Here is a 15,814-nt window from a genome sequence, read left to right on the forward strand (position 1 = left end):
ATCTTCGACGGATGACCTGATGATGTGAAAGGGGCTCGCGCATGGGTGCGAACGCCAATGGCGTTGCTGTGCGTTCTAGTCAGAGTCTTCTCCAGCCGATCCGCATGGGATGTCTCATCGGTCGCGTCCGGACCTTCGCGACCCACCCGGTGGTGCTCGTGTCCGTCGCGGCTCTTCTCTTCGTCACCGGCTTTGCGGTCGCGGTCTGGGTCGACCATCGCGAGTCGCGCTCGGCCGCGATCGAATCGGAAGCGACACGCCTCGACCTCGTGGCGAGCCTGACGGCGCACGAAATCCAGTCCGTCGCTCCGTGGGAAAGCCCGACCCCAGGCCAATTGCGGGCCGTCCGCCTCCTGCCGCAGACGGCGGCGGCGCGCGGCGGCGCCGCCTACGTCTCGGACCATCAGGGCTTCATCGTCGCGAGCGAGCCGGCGACAAGCCCTCGCGCCCTCAGCTTCGGCGACGTTCTGGGCGACGCCTCGCATCGCATGACGGGCGCGGCGAGCGGCATCATGACCGCCACCCTCCGGGACGGAACCCCGGTTCTTGCCGCCACCCGCGACCTCGCCTCGGGGCAGTTGCTGATGGTCCAGCCGCTTTCGGCCGTCGCGGCCGAGGCCCCGTTCATGCGGGGTTCGCCGGCTTTCGTGCTGCTCGTCTCGGTCGGCTGCCTCGGTCTCGCGGCAGGCTGCGTCGGCTTCGCCCGAAGCGCGCGTTCGGCGGGACGCCTCTGTACCCGCCTCACGCGGCGCCTCGACGCGTCGCTCGTCCAGGGCCGCTGCGGTGTCTTCGACTGGGACGTCACGAACGCCCGGGTCTCCTGGTCGGCGTCGATGTACCAGCTCCTCGGCTACCAGCCCCGCGGCGAACACCTGACGCCGGAAGAGGTCGCCGCCATCCTGCAGCCGGAGGAGGGTTGCATCCTGGCGATGGTCCGGGCTGCGGCAGCCTCGCCGGCCTCCCGGATCGACCACGAGATGAAGGCCCGGACCGCGGCCGGGCAATGGCTGTGGCTGCGGATCAAGGCGGAGGTCGTGCGCGACCTGCTGGACGCCAGCCAGCATATCGTCGGCTTCGCGGTCGACATCACCGAAGAGCGCGGCCAGGCGGCGCGCCGGGCCGATGTCGATCTGCGCCTGAGGGAAGCGGTCGAGACCCTGTCCGAGGCCTTCGTCCTGTACGACGCCGAGGACCGGCTCGTGCTCTGCAATTCCAAGTTCCGCAACCTGCACGGATTGCCGGCCGACCTCGCCCGGCCTGGCACGACTCGTCGGGACATCACGGCCGCGATGCTGCCGCGCGTGACCGAAAAGCCCCTCGCGGGCCAGCATCTCGACCTTCCCGGAACGCGCCGGGTCGAGACGCAGCTCCCCGACGGCCGCTGGGTCCAGGTCAACGAGCGACGAACCCGCGACGGCGGCATCGTCTCGGTCGAGACGGACGTGAGCGCGCTGAAACGCTCGGAAGCCAAGCTCCGGGAGCGCGAGCGGCGCCTCAAGGGGTCGGTTCGCCAGGCCGAGACCGCGGCCCAGCATTACGCGGCCCTGGCCGAGCGGAGCCTCGAGGAGAACCAGGCCAAGACCGAGTTCCTCGCCCGGATGAGCCACGAACTCCGCACGCCCTTGAACGCGATCCTGGGCTTCGCCGACATGATGCGCCAGGAGATCCTCGGACCTCTCGGCTGTCCCCGCTACGCCGAGTATAGCCACGACATCCACGCGAGCGGCCACAAGCTGCTCGAGGTGATCGACGGCATCCTGCAGATGTCGCGGATCGAATCCGGCCGCATCACCTTCTCGCCCCAACTCACCAGGATCGAGGTCGCGATCGAGAGCGCGCTCGCCACGATGGGTCCCGAACTCGTCGCCCGGGACATCTCCGTCGCGGTCGACGTCGCGACGCCGGTCCTGCTGCAGGCCGACCGAACCGCCCTGCACGACATCCTGGTCCAGCTTCTCCGCAACTCGGTCCGGTTCACGCAGGTGGGCGGCACGGTCCGGATCTGCGCCCGCACCGCGGGCGAGCGGCTGAACCTGTATGTCGAGGATGCCGGCGCCGGCATCGACCCCGAAGTCCTTCCCCGTCTCGGCAAGCCCTTCGGGCAGACGGAGGCCGAATATTGCCGGAGCGGCGGCGGGACGGGCCTCGGGCTCGCGATCGCCAAGGGCCTGGCCGAGTTGCATGGCGGGCGGATCCGGATCCGGTCGGAACGGGGGGTCGGCACGATCGTGCTGGTCCACCTGCCGGTGACGCAGCCCGCGGCCAACGACCGTCAGGTGGAACGCGGCGTCGAGGCCCACCGTCACGTCCTCGTCGCGGCCGAATAGCCGCGCGTCACCCGGAGAGAACGCGCTCGAAGATCGCCCGAACGGGCCGCCTGACCTCTTCCAGATGGCCGAGGAAGGAGCCGGGATCGGGCGCGCCGACCAGGGCCGAGAGCCGCCGCAGCAAAGCCGGCGCGCGCTCCGCCTCCTCCAAACGGCTCCCGAGCGTCAGCCGCTGCCAATGCAGGACGTCGTCGAGAAGCGTCCGGGCCGCGACCAGCGTCGCGGCGTCGCTGGCTTCCACGAGCGCGAGCCGCCCGGCATCCGCCAGCACGGACCCCGTCGAGAGCCCGACGAGACGAGGGTGATCCGCCGCATGCGCCAGCACGATCGCCTGGGCCAGGAAGTCGAGATCGAGCAGGCCGCCGCGGGCGAGCTTGAGATCGCGGCCGTCGCCCTCCCCCTTCTCCTTCGCGACGAGGGCCCGCATCTCGGCGACGGCCCGGTAGATGACGGCGGGATCGCGGCGCCGGCACAGGATGGCCGCGATCCCCTCCGCGATGCGCGCGCCCAGCCCGGCATCGCCGGCGAGAACCCGGGCGCGGGTCAGCGCCATATGCTCCCAGGTCTCCGCCTCGCCCTCCTCATAGGCTCGGAACCCGGAGAACTGCGAGGCGAGCGGGCCCTTGGTGCCGGAAGGGCGGAGCCGCATGTCGATGTCGAACAGGCGGCCCCGGCGTGTCGGCACGGTGAGGGCCGCGATCAGGCGCTGGGTCAGGCGCGTGTAATAGACGGCGGCGTCGAGCGGACGGGCACCGTCGCTCGTCCGGTTCTCGGGGTCGAAATCGTAGATCACGACGAGGTCGAGATCCGAGGCGGCCGTGAGATCGCCGGCGCCGAGCCGACCCAGGCCCAGGACCGCGACGGCTCCCCCGGGGACGACCCCATGCTCCGCGGCGAAGACCCGGCCGACCCAGTCGAGCGCCGCCCTGATGCTTGCGCCCGCGATGGCCGCGAAGGCGGCGCCCGCTTCCGCCGGAGGGAGGATGCCCGACAGGAGCCGCGCCCCGGTGACGAATTGCAGCTGGCGGACGGCGTCGCGGAGATGATCGAGGAAGCTCTCCGTGCTGGCCGGTTCGCCGACCATCGCCCGGAGATCGGCCTCGAGACCCTTCTCGTCCGTGATCGGTGCGGCGAAGCTCGGATCGATCACGGCATCGAGCACATGCGGCCGCGCCGCCACGGCCTCGGCGAGGCGCGGCGCGGTGCCCAGGAGATCGGCGAAGAGGGTCCGCAGCCTCTCGTGCGAGCGCAGGATGGTGAGGAGCTCGACCGCGGCCGGCATCCGGCCGAAAGCCTCGTCGAGGCGGGCCAGGGCGCCGTCCGGATCGCCCGTTCCGCCGAGCGCCTGCAGCAGCGGCGGAACGAGCTCGGTCAGGACCTCGCGGGCCCGGGCGGAGGTGATCGCGGCGCGGCGGCCGAAATGCCAGCCCCGCACCGTCTCGGCGACCCGGGCGGGATCGCGAAAGCCGAGATCCCCCAGCGTCGCCAGCGTCGCCGGGTCGTCCTCGGTTCCGGTGAAGACGAGGCTGCCGAGATCAGAGGCGAGCGCCGGCGCATCCTCGAACAGGAGTGCGTAATGGCCCTGTACGCGCGTCGCATGCGCGATCAGGTCCTGCGCGAAGGCCGCGGTATCGGGATAGCCGGCTAAGCTCGCGAAGCGGGCCAGCGCCCCGGCCTCCGACGGCAGGCGCTGGGTCTGCTCGTCGGCGACCATCTGGATGCGATGCTCGATTCCGCGCAGGAAGCGATAGGCGGCCGAGAGTTCGTCGCGCGCGAGCGGCGTGATCCAGCCTTCGCTCTCGAGGGCGCGCAACATGTCGAGCGTGCGGCGGCCCCGGAGCGTCGGGCGGCGGCCGCCGAAGACGAGCTGCTGGGTCTGAACGAAGAACTCGATCTCACGGATGCCGCCGCGCCCGAGCTTGATGTCGTGGCCCGCGACCGCAATCTCGCCGAAGCCCCGAACCGCGTGGATCTGGCGCTTCATCGCGTGGATGTCGGCGATCGACGCGAAGTCGAAATATTTGCGCCAGATGAAGGGCGCGAGATCCTGGAGGAAGCGCCGCCCGAGCGCGATGTCGCCCGCGACCGGGCGCGCCTTGATCATGGCGGCCCGTTCCCAATTCTGGCCGACGGTCTCGTAATAGGTGCAGGCGGAGGCGAGCGAGATCGCCGCCAGCGTCGAGCCCGGATCCGGACGAAGCCGGTAATCCACCCGGTGGACATAGCCGTCCGGCGTGCGCTCCGACAGCAGCTTCACGATCCCCTGCGCGACGCGGTTGTAGAGCCGGGACGGCTCGGCACCCTCGGGCAGCGACGGCGCGGCCGGGTCGAAGAACACGACGAGGTCGATGTCGCTCGAATAGTTGAGTTCGCCCCCGCCATGCTTGCCCAGCGCCAGCACGACGATGCCGCAGCCCCGGCCGTCCTCTCCGATGGCCGCGGGATCGAGACGGCCGGACGCGACGGCCTCCCCGAGCCCCACCGCCAATGCGCTCGCGACCGAGGCGTCGGCGAAGCGGGTGAGCGCGTCCGTGACCTCCTCCAAGTCCCAGACACGGCCGAGATCGGCCAGCGCGACGAGAAGCGCGTGGGCGGAGCGGTTCCGCCGCAACGCGCGCGCGACCTCGTCGCGACCGATCTCCCCCGCCGCGAACCGCACGCCGAGCGCCGCCTGCGAGGCGACGATCCGGTCGAGCAAAGCCTCGGGTGCGGAGCGCTCGATCTCGGCGAGCCTGTCCGGGTCGGACGAAGCCAGGCGCCAGAGGAACGGGGCGTGCGCCTCGAGCCGCGCCACCAGATCGCCGAAGAACTCCGCATCCCCGGCCGGCTCCGGACGAAGGCGGCTCGCGAGCGATCCCGCAGGCGGGCGGTCGGTCATGCCGGAACCGGTGTCCGGACCGGCAGTGACAGCACGGCCTTCAGCCCCGGCCCATGATCGCCGAGGGTGAGCGCGCCGCCATGCAGCCGCGCCACCGCGGCGGCGAGGCTCAGGCCGAGCCCGAAACCGGGGCGCGACCGGGCGGCCTCGAGACGGACGAAACGGCCGAGGACCCGTTCGCGGTCCTCCTCCGGAATGCCAGGCCCACGATCCGCGACCGTGATCCGGATGGTGTTGTCGTCGCGCTCGGCGCAGACGATGACCGGGCCGGCCGATGCGCCCTCCGTCTCGGCCCCGTATTTGATCGCGTTGTCGAGGAGGTTCGCGACGGCCTGGCCGAGGAGTTCCCGGCTCCCCCGCACGGGGAGGTCCGGCTCGACCTTGAGGTCGAGCGCCATGCCGGCATCCTCGGCCGCCGGTTCGTAGAGTTCGGCGAGGCCCAAAGTCACCTCGGCCGCGTCGAATTCGGTCATCGATTCGCTCGCATGGCCGGCCTCAAGCCGGGCGATCATCAGGAGCGCGTTGAAGATCCGGATGAGGTTGTCGCTCTCCTCGATCACCCGCTCCAGCGCCTGGCGCAGATCCTCCGGCCGGCCGGAGCCGCGCAGGGCCTCGTCGGCCCGGTTGCGGAGACGGGAGAGCGGCGTCTTGAGATCGTGGGCGATGTTGTTCGACACCTCGGTGATGCCGGTCATCAATTCGCCGATGCGGTCCAGCATCGCGTTCACGTTGAGGGCCAGCCGGTCGAGCTCGTCGTCGGTGCCGGCGACCTGGAGCCGGCCGGTCAGGTCGCCCGCCATGATGGTCGCGGTCGTCGCCGTCATGCCGTCGATGCGGTTCAGGACGCGCCGGCTCACGAACCAGCCCCCGGCGCAGCCGAGGATGCCGACGAGGAGCAGCGAGGCGCCGAGCGCCCGGTTCATGATGCTCCGGATCCGCACCCGATCCTCGATGTCGCGTCCGACGAGGAGCCTGAACCCGCCCGACAGGAGGAACACGCGGACGATCGCCCGATGGTCCCGCGTCTCCTCGTCCGCGCGCGCGTAATCGACCTCGCGCTGGCCCTCCGTGTCGAGCGTGCCGGGCGGCAGCGAGCCGACATTGCCGGCGATGCGCTCGCCCTGGAAGGTCGTGACGAGATAGAGCGAGGCGCCGGGCTGCCGGCTCCGCCGGTCGACGATCGCGACGAGGCGCCGGATCCCGGCGAGGCGGTATTGCTCGGAGAGACCCGTGAGCTCGGCCTCGATCGTGTCGAGGATCTGGTCGTTGAAGAGGCGGGTCGTGTTCCAGGCAACGTAGCCGAGAACCAGGAAGACCGAGACCGCGAAGACGGCGAGATAGGCGAGCGACAGCCGGAACGCCGTCGTCCGAAACAGCTTCGGCAGCAGGCTACCGCGCGCCGTCACGGACCATGTATCCTGCACCGCGCACGGTATGGATCAGCGGCTTGTCGAAGCCGCGGTCGATCTTGGCCCGGAGCCGCGACACGTGCACGTCAATGACGTTGGTCTGCGGATCGAAGTGATAATCCCAGACATGTTCGAGCAGCATCGTCCGGGTCACGACCTGGCCGGCATGGCGGACGAGATATTCGAGCAGCCGGAATTCGCGCGGCTGCAGCAGGACGTCCTGGCCGCCGCGCGTGACCCGGTGCGACAGCCGATCGAGTTCGAGATCCGCCACCCGGTAGCTGGTCGGCTCGCCGCCGCCCGAACGCCCGCCCCGGCGGGCGAGGACCTCGACGCGCGCGAGAAGCTCGGAGAAGGAATAGGGCTTCGACAGATAATCGTCGCCGCCGGCCCGGAGGCCCTTCACGCGGTCGTCGACCTGGGACAGGGCTGAGAGGATCAGGGCGGGGGTCTCGACCTTCTGCTCCCTGAGCGAACGGATGACGGAGAGGCCGTCGAGCTTCGGCAGCATCCGGTCGACCACGAGCACGTCGTAATGGCCCGCTTCCGCCATGGCGTAGCCATCGAGGCCGTCCTGGGCCTGGTCGGCCGCATGACCCGCTTCGCGAAAGGCTTTCACCAGATAGGCCAGGGCCTCGCGATCGTCCTCGATGACCAGAATGCGCATGTGGGCAACTTAACGCGTTTCGACGGGAAGCGGCAGGCCGGATACGTGATCCGGCCTGCCGCCACGAAACACAGAGCTGGCGGGGGGCGACGATTGCAGCCCTGGTCTCGTCGTCTGGGGTCGCGGCGCTCGAGACCTGCGGCGGGGTCTCGATGCGGCAGGAGGCCGCCTTTCGACGATCCGGACCCGATCCGATGAGACGTATCTAGAAGACCGCTCGTTACCCCAGCATCACGCTCGCATGAACATTCGGTAAGCTCTCCGGACGGTCCCAGAAGAAGTGCTCGATGACCGAGAAGATGGCGTAGGCGAAGCCGAGATTCGCGACGACGCCGATCGCGCCGAGGACGATGCCGATGATGACGAGCACGCCGTCCCGCTCGACAAGCCCGAGCCCGACGAGGCAGACGGCGAGCCCGATCGGGATCTGCCCGATCACCGGGGCCGCGACCAGGAGGCCGAGCGAGAGCGCGAGAAGCAGGAAGCCGATGAGACGCAACGCGAGCGGCGTCTCGAGGAAGGCGATGCGGGGTCGCGACCAGCGCTCGAGTCGCTGCAAGACCGGCATCGTGCGCCTCACGGCGCGGGTGACGGCCTCCTGCGGGATCGATTGCCGCAGGAGCCGCTTCGGCAGCCACGGCGCGTCCTGCCCGGCCGCGATCTGGATCGCGACCAGCATGAGGAGAAGCCCGCAGACGAGCGGAATCGGCGGCGGCATCGGCAGGCAATTCGGCAGGCCGAGAAGCACGACCAGGATCGCGAACGCGCGATCGCGCAGCGCCGCCACGATCTGCGCGACAGTCAGCCGGTCAGTCGCGTTCCCCGCCAAGGACGAGAGGACCGCCGAGATGCGCGCTTCAGGAAACAACCGGCCTACCGGGGAGCGTCGGGAGGCGCTCCTCTAGCGCAGCGAGGCCTGCCGGCCAAGTCGGCACGGGCCACCCAAGGGCAGACCCGCACCGAAGATCGGCGTCAATGCAGCGTCAGGACGCCGCTGACGGCCCGGAACTCGGCCGGCTTGATCAGCCCGCAATGGGCCACCGTCACCGAATGGAGCGGACCGTCGAGCTCGCGGCGCCAGAAATCGAGGAACTTCGTGAGTTCGGGAAAGCGCGGTGCGAGATCGTGGAATTGCCACACGAAGCTCTGCAGCAGCTTCGGATAATCGGGCAAACCATACAGAATGGTGGCCGTCGTGAGCCCGAAACCTTCGAACTGGCGGCGGAAATCCTCGCAGACCATCGCAACCTCCTCGCGCCGGGCGTCACGGTCGACCAGCCGGCGACGTCATGAGTTTCAAGACAAAGGGTTAACGACCTCGATACGGTTCGACGCGCTCTCCTTCTTCGTCGGCGGCCATTCACGCCGTAGCGAGGATCATGCCGCAACGCGTGCCGGTCGCCATCCCGGACATGGTTAAACTTCCGTTGCATCCTGCCGGGTGTTCGATGAACAATGGAGCCGTGAGTGCCCCTGGTCGGGGAGTAGCGTCCAGTGTTCCGGTCTCCCGTACGCGTCCGTACCGCTGTCGTAGCCGCGCTTCTTTGCGCCTGGAGCGCTGTCGGTGCGGCCGGGCCGCGGGACGAAGATCTGTTCATCCGGCCCGAAGACCAGCATGCGGTGCTGTTCGGCAGCCTCGATGCCGGCCGCTCGGTCTTCGTGACGGGCGGCGCGAAGCAGAGCCTGACCGGGCCGCTGGACCGAAGCGGCTTCCTGCTCATGGAAAGCACCGGCTTCGGCCTCACGCCGGAGCGGTCCAGGAACCAGGGCATCGACGTGCCGGTGCTGCGCTTCACCCATCAGACGAGCGCGCTCCTCGGCTACCAGTGGAATGGCGACCGCGTTCACGTCGCGGCCTTTGCCGGGCCTGAGGTGCAGCAGGAGCAGCTGACCTATGGCGGGCGGGTCTACCGCTGGTCGCAGCCCCGGGTCGGCGCCCGCGGCCAGCTCGACCTCTGGCTCCACCCGAGCCCGGACCTGCTGGTCACGAACACGCTGATCGTCAGCTCGACGCGGACCAGCCTGTGGAACCGGGCCTCGGTCGGATACCGGGTCTTCGGCTCCGCCTTCGTCGGGCCCGAGATCACCGTCTACGCGACCCCGACCTATCGCGAGGTGCGGTGGGGCGGCCACGTCACGGGGCTTGCCATGTCGGTCGTGACGCTGCGGCTCTCGGGCGGCTGGATGGAGGACGATTCCCACAAGCGGGGCTCGCCCTATATCGGCGTGAGCGCGTGGATGCGGCTCTGAGCGCCGCTACTCGTCCGGACCGTAGGGCGTCATGGAATCGAGATCGGCCTCGAGCGGGTCCTCGTCGGCCATCAGGGCCAATCCGTCCGACGGAATCGGCATCGCGAGGTCGCCCGGGATCCGGCCCTCGAGGAAGCCGAGCCCCTTCAGCTCTTCGAGCCCGGGCAGGTCTGTGATCGCATCGAGACCGAAATGGGCCAGGAAGGCCGGCGTCGTGCCGTAGGTGATGGGGCGGCCGGGCGCGCGGCGCCGGCCCCGCAGCCTGACCCAGCCGGTCTCGATCAGGGTGTCGAGGGTGCCCTTCGAGGCCGCCACGCCGCGGATCTCCTCGATGTCGGCCCGCGTCGTCGGCTGGTGGTAGGCGACGATCGCCAGCACCTCCATGGCGGCGCGGGACAGTTTCTGGGCGGGCGGGGCTTCCTCGCCCAGCGTGAAGGCAAGGTCCTGCGCCGTCCGGAAGGCCCAGCCGCCGGCGACCCGGACGAGGTTCACGCCGCGGCCCGCGTAGAGCCGGGTCAGGTCCGCGATCACGGCGGCGATGTCGGTATCGGCCGGCAGCCGCCCGGCGAGCGCGACCGCGTTCATCGGCGTCGCGGAGGAGAACAGGAGGGCTTCCGCGATCCGCACGGTCTCGGGTTCCGCAAAGGCGTCGGCCCCGCCGTATGAGCGGGAGATCGCCTCGAGCCGTTTCAGCGCGGCATTCATGGAAGGACGAGACGGAGGGCCGGCTCGCTCCGCTTCATCATCAGGGGCGTGAAGGGGGCTTCCTGATGCAGGAGCGCCCTCCCCTCGCGCACCATCTCGAGCGCGGCCGAGAAGGAGGACGCGAGAGCCGAGACCCGCATCGCCGGGTCGGCGAGGTAGCGCAGCAGGTAGGCGTCGAGCTCGACCCAGCCGACCGACGTCCCGAGCAGGCGCTCCAGCGCCGCCCTCGCATCGTCGAGCGACCAGACCAGGCGCTTCGCCATGGTCACCCTGACCTCGATCCTGCGCTGCCGCTGGCCGGCATAGGCCGAGAGGAGATCGTAGAGGGAGCCCTCGTAGACCGGCCGCGTCGGGGCAGCAGCCGGGTCCTCGGAAGCGGCCGGCCCGAGCGCGCCGGAGGCGAAGACGTCGCGGCCGAGCTGCGGGCGTTCTCCGAGGAGCCGCGCGGCCTCCCGGATCGCGTCGAGCCGCCGGAGCCGGGTCGCGAGGGCGAGCGCCAGGTCCTCGGCGCTCTCGCCCTCCGGCTTCGGCGGCTCGGGAAGGAGCAGGCGCGATTTCAGATAGGCGAGCCAGGCCGCCATGACGAGATAATCGGCCGCGAGTTCGAGCCGCATCGTCCGGGCGGTCTCGACGAAGCGGAGATATTGCTCCGCGAGCGCCAGGACCGAGATCTCGTGCAGGTCGACCTTCTGCCGCCGGGCGAGATCGAGGAGGAGGTCGAGCGGTCCTTCGAACCCGCCGACATCGACGACCAGGAGCGGGTCCCCGGAGGCGCGGTCCGCCCGTCCCGTCTCAGTCTCGAAGGTCAGCTCGTCCGTCATGGAAGAGGGTGCGACTCGCCGGGTGCGTGGAACCCAACGCTTACGCCGCCTGCGACAGCGCCGTCTCCAGCGCGAGCCGCGCATCCACAGGATCGAAATCGTCCTCGGGCTCGCGGCAGACGAGCGCGAGCGCGGCCTCGGCCCGCCGTAGGGATCGCCCGGCGAGACGCGGCGATCCCTCTGCCACCCGTCTCGCCTCGGCGAGGTCGCCGTTGCAATGCAGGGCCACGTCGCAGCCGGCCCGGAAGGCGGCCTCGGCCCGATCGCGGAAATCGCCGGAGAGCGCCTTCATCGACAGGTCGTCGGTGAGGAGGAGACCGTCGAACCCGATCTCGCCGCGCACGATGGTGGAGATGACCCGCGCCGAGGTGGTGGCCGGACCGTCCGGATCGATCGCTTCGTAGACGACATGCGCGGTCATCGCGACCGGCAGGTGGGCCAGCGCCCGGAAGGGCCGGAAATCGCGCGCCCGGAGATCGTCGAGCAAGGCGCTCACGCGGGGCAAGGCCTCGTGGCTGTCGGACCCGGCGCGGCCGTGGCCGGGCACGTGTTTCACGACCGGCAGCACGCCGCCGGCCAGGAGCCCGGCCGCGGCGTGGCCGCCGAGCCGCGCCACCTCGTCCGGGTCCTCGGCATAGGCGCGGTCGCCGATGATGTCGTGCGAGCCGGGCACCGGCACGTCGAGCACCGGCAGGCAATCGACGTCGATGCCGAGGTCGCGGAGATCGTGGGCGATCAGCCTGGCGCCGAGCCAGGCCGGATCGCGACCGCTCGCCTCCGCGTCCCGGACGATGCGGCCATAGGCGCGCCCGGCCGGATAGCGCGGCCAATGCGGCGGCCCGAGACGCTGCACGCGTCCGCCCTCCTGGTCGATCAGCACGGGTGCGTTTGCCCGTCCGACCGCATCGCGCAGAGCGGCCGTCAGCGCCCGCACCTGGTCCGGGGAGCCCACATTGCGGCGGAACAGGATGAAGCCGAAGGGATCGGCCTCGCGGAAGAAGGCGCGCTCCTCCGCCGACAGGACCAGGCCGGCGCAGCCCGCGATGAAGGCGCGCGCGCTCACGCCGGACCCGGCCCGGCCACCCTCGCCTGCACGCTCAGTTGCCCGCCACGAAGCAGGAGCCGCCGGACGATTTGAGCTTGGTGCAGAGCGCGGTCGCGCTGGCCTTGGTCATCGGTCCGACCCGGACGCGGTGCACCGTCTTTCCCCTTACCTCGGCCTCGGTCACCGTGGCCGGGCGTCCGTCCAGATCGCCCGAGAACCTTTCCTGGAGCTGGGTATAGGCAGCCCGCGCCTCCGCTTCCGTCGGCCGCACGGCGATCTGCACGGTGAAGTTTCCGGCGGTCTCGGAGGCCGGCCTCCGATCCGAACCCGCCCGCGGGGGCGAATCGGCCGTCTCGACCGAGGCTGTCCGGGTCGGGGCTTCGGTCGAGGCCGCGTCGACGAGCGACTTCGGGCGGGCCGGAGGAAGCACCCGGACGGGCTCGCGGGCGGGCGCCGCATCACCGGGAGAGTTCGGGGCAGCCAAGGCGGCCGAAGCCGGCGGGGGCGCCATCGCCGGGGCCGGAGCCGCCAGCGCAGGCGTCGACGAGCCATTCCGACCCGGCACGCTCACCGTCGACACGGCAACGGGCGGCGGCAGGGTCCCGCCCGGCATCAGGCTGGGCGGGGTATCGACGAGGCTCGCGGTGCTGCTCGGGGTATAGACCGACCCGTCCGGCCGGACCGCAACGGTCCGGACCCGGCGCGGTTCGCCCAGAGCCGACGCGACGGCATTGCTGCTCGGCGGGGGCGGCGCCACGGCGACCGTCGACGTCGGCGGAACGGGACCGCCCTCGGGCGCGGAGCCCGGCGCCACGGGGGCTCCCGCCACGGGAGCCCGGGCCGAGATGGTCGGCGGCCGGTCCGTCACGGCCGGCATGCCGCGGGCGGCTTCGCGGACGTCGATCGGCTGCTCGCGCCCATCCACGACCCGGCTCGTCCCGTCGGATGCGCCGCGCTCGTAGATCTGCCGATCCTGGTTCGGCACCTCCATGCCGCCCGGATTCTCGGGCGGCTTCTTGACCGGGGTCCGGTCGGCGGAGACGAGCGGCGGCGGGCCGGAGACGCTGAAGCTGCCGCCGGTACGATACCAATAGAGCCCGCCCGCACCCGCGCCCGTGGCGACGACTAGCGTCGCGATCACGGCCGCCAGCCTGGCCCGCGAGCGGCGCGGGCGAAGCGGCTGCATGTCCTCTTCGGACAAGGCGGCGTCGGGAGAGCCGTAGACGTCCTGGACGGGGTCGTAGGGACCACCCTGCTGCGGCGACGTGCCACGCGCGCCGAACCGGTCGCCGGCGTCCAGGACCGGCTCGAACCCGCCCTGCCCCGGCTCCTCGTGACGACCGCCATGCTGCAGCGGCGGTGCGGCGCCGGCATTCGCGCGGCCCTCGCCGATGATGCCCCGGAAGGGATCATCCTGCCCGACGATGCGGGCGAGTTCTGCCAAGGGGTCGGTGCGGGGCGCGGGGGCGGCCTCGGCCGAGCGCCGCAGCTCGCGTTCGATCTCCTCGATGTCGATCTCGAACCGCTGGTGTCTGGCTTCGCTCATGAATACGCTCTCCGACACGTCGTCCGACGCATCCTGTCAGGGTCCGAGGTGGGTCCTGACTCGTGACACGGCAACGTCGTCTCCGGCCCGCGACACGCCTCAGCGCATCTCGTCCGGCGCCTGCACCCCAAGAATCGTGAGGCCGGACGCGAGCACGCCCTTCAGCGCACCCACGAGGGCCAGCCTCGCGACGGTCGACATTTCATCTCCTTGTTTAACAAACCGTAATTGCGGCAAGTCTTTGCCCTTGTTCCAAAGCGCGTGAAAAAGGCTGGCGAGATCGTAGAGGTAGAAGGCGATGCGGTGAGGCTCGTGGGCGAGGGCGGCGGCTTCGATCACCCGCGGGAATTGACCGATGCGGCGACCGATCTCGAGTTCGGCCTCGTCGGTCAGGATCGAGAGGTCCGCCGCGGCCAGCGTCTCCCGCGACGGCGACCGGCCGAATATCTCGGCCGCCTGCCGGAAGACCGACGCACAGCGCGCATGCGCATATTGGACGTAGAAGACCGGGTTGTCCTTGGATTGCTCCACGACCCTGGCGAGGTCGAAATCGAGCTGCGCGTCGTTCTTGCGGTAGAGCATCATGAAGCGGGTCGAATCCGCGCCGACCTCGTCGACCACCTCGCGCAACGTGACGAAATCGCCCGAGCGTTTGGACATCTTCACGGGCTCGCCGCCCCGGAGCAGCTTCACGAGCTGGCACAGCTTGACGTCGAGCTCGGCCTGTCCGGCGCTGAGCGCCCGCACGGCCGCGTTCATCCGCTTCACATAGCCGCCGTGATCGGCTCCCCAGATGTCGATCATCCGGGAGAAGCCGCGCTCGAACTTGGAGCGGTGATAGGCGATGTCGGCCGCGAAATAGGTATAGGAGCCGTCCGACTTCAGGAGCGGCCGGTCGACGTCGTCGCCGAACTCCGTTGCCCGGAACAGCGTCTGCTCGCGGTCCTCCCAATCCTCGACCGGCTGGCCCTTCGGCGGTTGCAGCCGGCCCTCGTAGACGAGGTTGCGGACGCGAAGGTCGGCGATCGTCGCCGCGATCGCGTCCGGCCCGGCGGAGAGCGAGCGCTCGGAGAAGAAGACGTCGTGCCGGATGCCAAGCACGGCAAGATCGGTGCGGATGAGCTCCATCATGGCCCGGATCGCGGCCGCGCGGACGATGGGCAGCCACTCCGTTTCCGGCATCCCGACGAGATCGCGGCCATGGGTGGCCGCGAGCGCGGCCCCAACCGGCTTCAGGTAGTAGCCCGGATAGAGCCCTTCGGGGATCGCTCCGACCTCCTCGCCCAGCGCCTCGCGGTAGCGGAGGAAGGCGGAGCGGGCGAGGACGTCGACCTGCGCGCCGGCATCGTTGACGTAATATTCGCGGGTGACCGCATAGCCGGCGAAGCCGAGCAGGTTCGCGAGGGCGTCGCCGAAGACCGCGCCGCGGCCATGGCCGACATGCATCGGGCCGGTCGGGTTGGCGGAGACGTATTCGACGTTGACGGCCGCGCCGGCCCCCTGCCCGCTCCGGCCGAAGCCCTCCGGATCGACGAGCGCCGCCCGGATCACCTCGTGGTGGATCGACGGCGCGAGCCTGAGATTGATGAAGCCCGGCCCCGCCACGGAGGCCTCGACCACGCGCGGGTCCGTGGCGAGGTCGGCGACCAGGAGATCGGCCAGCGCGCGCGGATTCATCCGGGCCGGCTTCGCGATCGCCAGAGCCGCGTTGGTGGCGAGGTCGCCATGGGCTGAATCGCGCGGCGGCTCCACCACCACCCGCGACAGGTCGATCTCCGCCGGCAGGGTCCCGGCCGCGATCAGACGCTCCAACGCCTCCACAACCCGGCGCTCGAAGAGCCCGAAAACGTTCATGAACCCTGATCCAGCGGAAAGACGGCCCGGCCCGGTCGGGCGGCACCGCTTAGCAACCGCGCGCCGCCCTGTCACGACAGGCCGATGGCGCGGCTCCCGCATCGTCCGCGGCGCGGGGCGGGTCAGGCGGGTCGATGCCTACAGCTTTCGGGGCCCTGCAAAGGGTCCCGAAACCACGATGCGCCGTGCCGGCGGAGTTCGGGCCGGCGTTAATCGAGCGGTGACCCCAGGCGACGGACGCTCTCGCGCGATGTCGAGAGCGAGATGACACGACCGATCACCTGGGCGGCGGGGAGCTTCGTCGCCATCGCC

At 70.5% G+C, this 15,814-nt stretch carries 12 protein-coding genes; 2 read left to right on the forward strand and 10 right to left on the reverse strand.

Annotated features, from left to right (window positions below):
• Nucleotides 1–104: 104 nt before the first annotated feature.
• Nucleotides 105–2,327: an ATP-binding protein gene (locus ACFE87_RS20850; protein WP_375461583.1), complete on the forward strand. Its 2,223-nt coding sequence runs from the start codon at nucleotides 105–107 to the stop codon at nucleotides 2,325–2,327.
• Between the two features lie 7 nt (nucleotides 2,328–2,334).
• On the opposite strand, the gene ACFE87_RS20855 is transcribed toward ACFE87_RS20850, so the two are convergent.
• The 5 genes from ACFE87_RS20855 to ACFE87_RS20875 all read right to left on the reverse strand — a co-directional run bounded on the left by ACFE87_RS20855 (nucleotide 2,335) and on the right by ACFE87_RS20875 (nucleotide 8,523).
• Nucleotides 2,335–5,205, reverse strand: coding sequence for a bifunctional [glutamine synthetase] adenylyltransferase/[glutamine synthetase]-adenylyl-L-tyrosine phosphorylase (locus tag ACFE87_RS20855; RefSeq protein WP_375461584.1), 2,871 nt, complete (start codon nucleotides 5,203–5,205; stop codon nucleotides 2,335–2,337).
• Complete coding sequence (locus ACFE87_RS20860; RefSeq protein WP_375461585.1) at nucleotides 5,202–6,611, reverse strand: ATP-binding protein; 1,410 nt, start codon at nucleotides 6,609–6,611, stop codon at nucleotides 5,202–5,204. Before ACFE87_RS20860 ends, ACFE87_RS20855 begins: the two co-directional genes overlap by 4 nt.
• Nucleotides 6,595–7,281, reverse strand: coding sequence for a response regulator transcription factor (locus tag ACFE87_RS20865; RefSeq protein WP_375461586.1), 687 nt, complete (start codon nucleotides 7,279–7,281; stop codon nucleotides 6,595–6,597). The genes ACFE87_RS20860 and ACFE87_RS20865 overlap by 17 nt, the downstream gene beginning before the upstream one ends.
• 220 nt (nucleotides 7,282–7,501) lie before the next feature.
• Complete coding sequence (locus ACFE87_RS20870) at nucleotides 7,502–8,149, reverse strand: exopolysaccharide biosynthesis protein (RefSeq protein ID WP_375461587.1); 648 nt, start codon at nucleotides 8,147–8,149, stop codon at nucleotides 7,502–7,504.
• Nucleotides 8,150–8,253: 104 nt separating this feature from the next.
• Nucleotides 8,254–8,523: an usg protein gene (locus tag ACFE87_RS20875; protein WP_375461588.1), complete on the reverse strand. Its 270-nt coding sequence runs from the start codon at nucleotides 8,521–8,523 to the stop codon at nucleotides 8,254–8,256.
• 252 nt (nucleotides 8,524–8,775) lie between these two features.
• Here ACFE87_RS20875 and bcsS point away from each other — a divergent pair, with 252 nt between their 5' ends.
• The gene (bcsS, locus tag ACFE87_RS20880) at nucleotides 8,776–9,531 is read left to right on the forward strand and encodes a cellulose biosynthesis protein BcsS (protein ID WP_375461589.1); all 756 of its coding nucleotides are present in this window, start codon (nucleotides 8,776–8,778) and stop codon (nucleotides 9,529–9,531) included.
• Nucleotides 9,532–9,537: 6 nt separating this feature from the next.
• On the opposite strand, the gene scpB is transcribed toward bcsS, so the two are convergent.
• The 5 genes from scpB to argS form a co-directional block, all read right to left on the reverse strand.
• On the reverse strand, nucleotides 9,538–10,236 hold the full coding sequence (gene scpB, locus ACFE87_RS20885) for an SMC-Scp complex subunit ScpB (protein ID WP_375461590.1): 699 nt from the start codon (nucleotides 10,234–10,236) through the stop codon (nucleotides 9,538–9,540).
• Nucleotides 10,233–11,057, reverse strand: a complete 825-nt coding sequence (locus tag ACFE87_RS20890) for a segregation and condensation protein A (RefSeq protein WP_375461591.1) — start codon at nucleotides 11,055–11,057, stop codon at nucleotides 10,233–10,235. Before ACFE87_RS20890 ends, scpB begins: the two co-directional genes overlap by 4 nt.
• A gap of 40 nt (nucleotides 11,058–11,097) precedes the next feature.
• The gene (nagZ, locus tag ACFE87_RS20895; RefSeq protein WP_375461592.1) at nucleotides 11,098–12,120 is read right to left on the reverse strand and encodes a beta-N-acetylhexosaminidase; all 1,023 of its coding nucleotides are present in this window, start codon (nucleotides 12,118–12,120) and stop codon (nucleotides 11,098–11,100) included.
• A gap of 34 nt (nucleotides 12,121–12,154) precedes the next feature.
• Nucleotides 12,155–13,648, reverse strand: coding sequence for an SPOR domain-containing protein (locus ACFE87_RS20900; RefSeq protein ID WP_375461593.1), 1,494 nt, complete (start codon nucleotides 13,646–13,648; stop codon nucleotides 12,155–12,157).
• A gap of 99 nt (nucleotides 13,649–13,747) precedes the next feature.
• The gene (gene argS / locus ACFE87_RS20905) at nucleotides 13,748–15,502 is read right to left on the reverse strand and encodes an arginine--tRNA ligase (protein WP_375461594.1); all 1,755 of its coding nucleotides are present in this window, start codon (nucleotides 15,500–15,502) and stop codon (nucleotides 13,748–13,750) included.
• Between the last annotated feature and the right edge of the window lie 312 nt (nucleotides 15,503–15,814).

Source organism: uncultured Enterovirga sp. (assembly GCF_964242715.1).
Lineage (GTDB): Bacteria > Pseudomonadota > Alphaproteobacteria > Rhizobiales > Beijerinckiaceae > Enterovirga.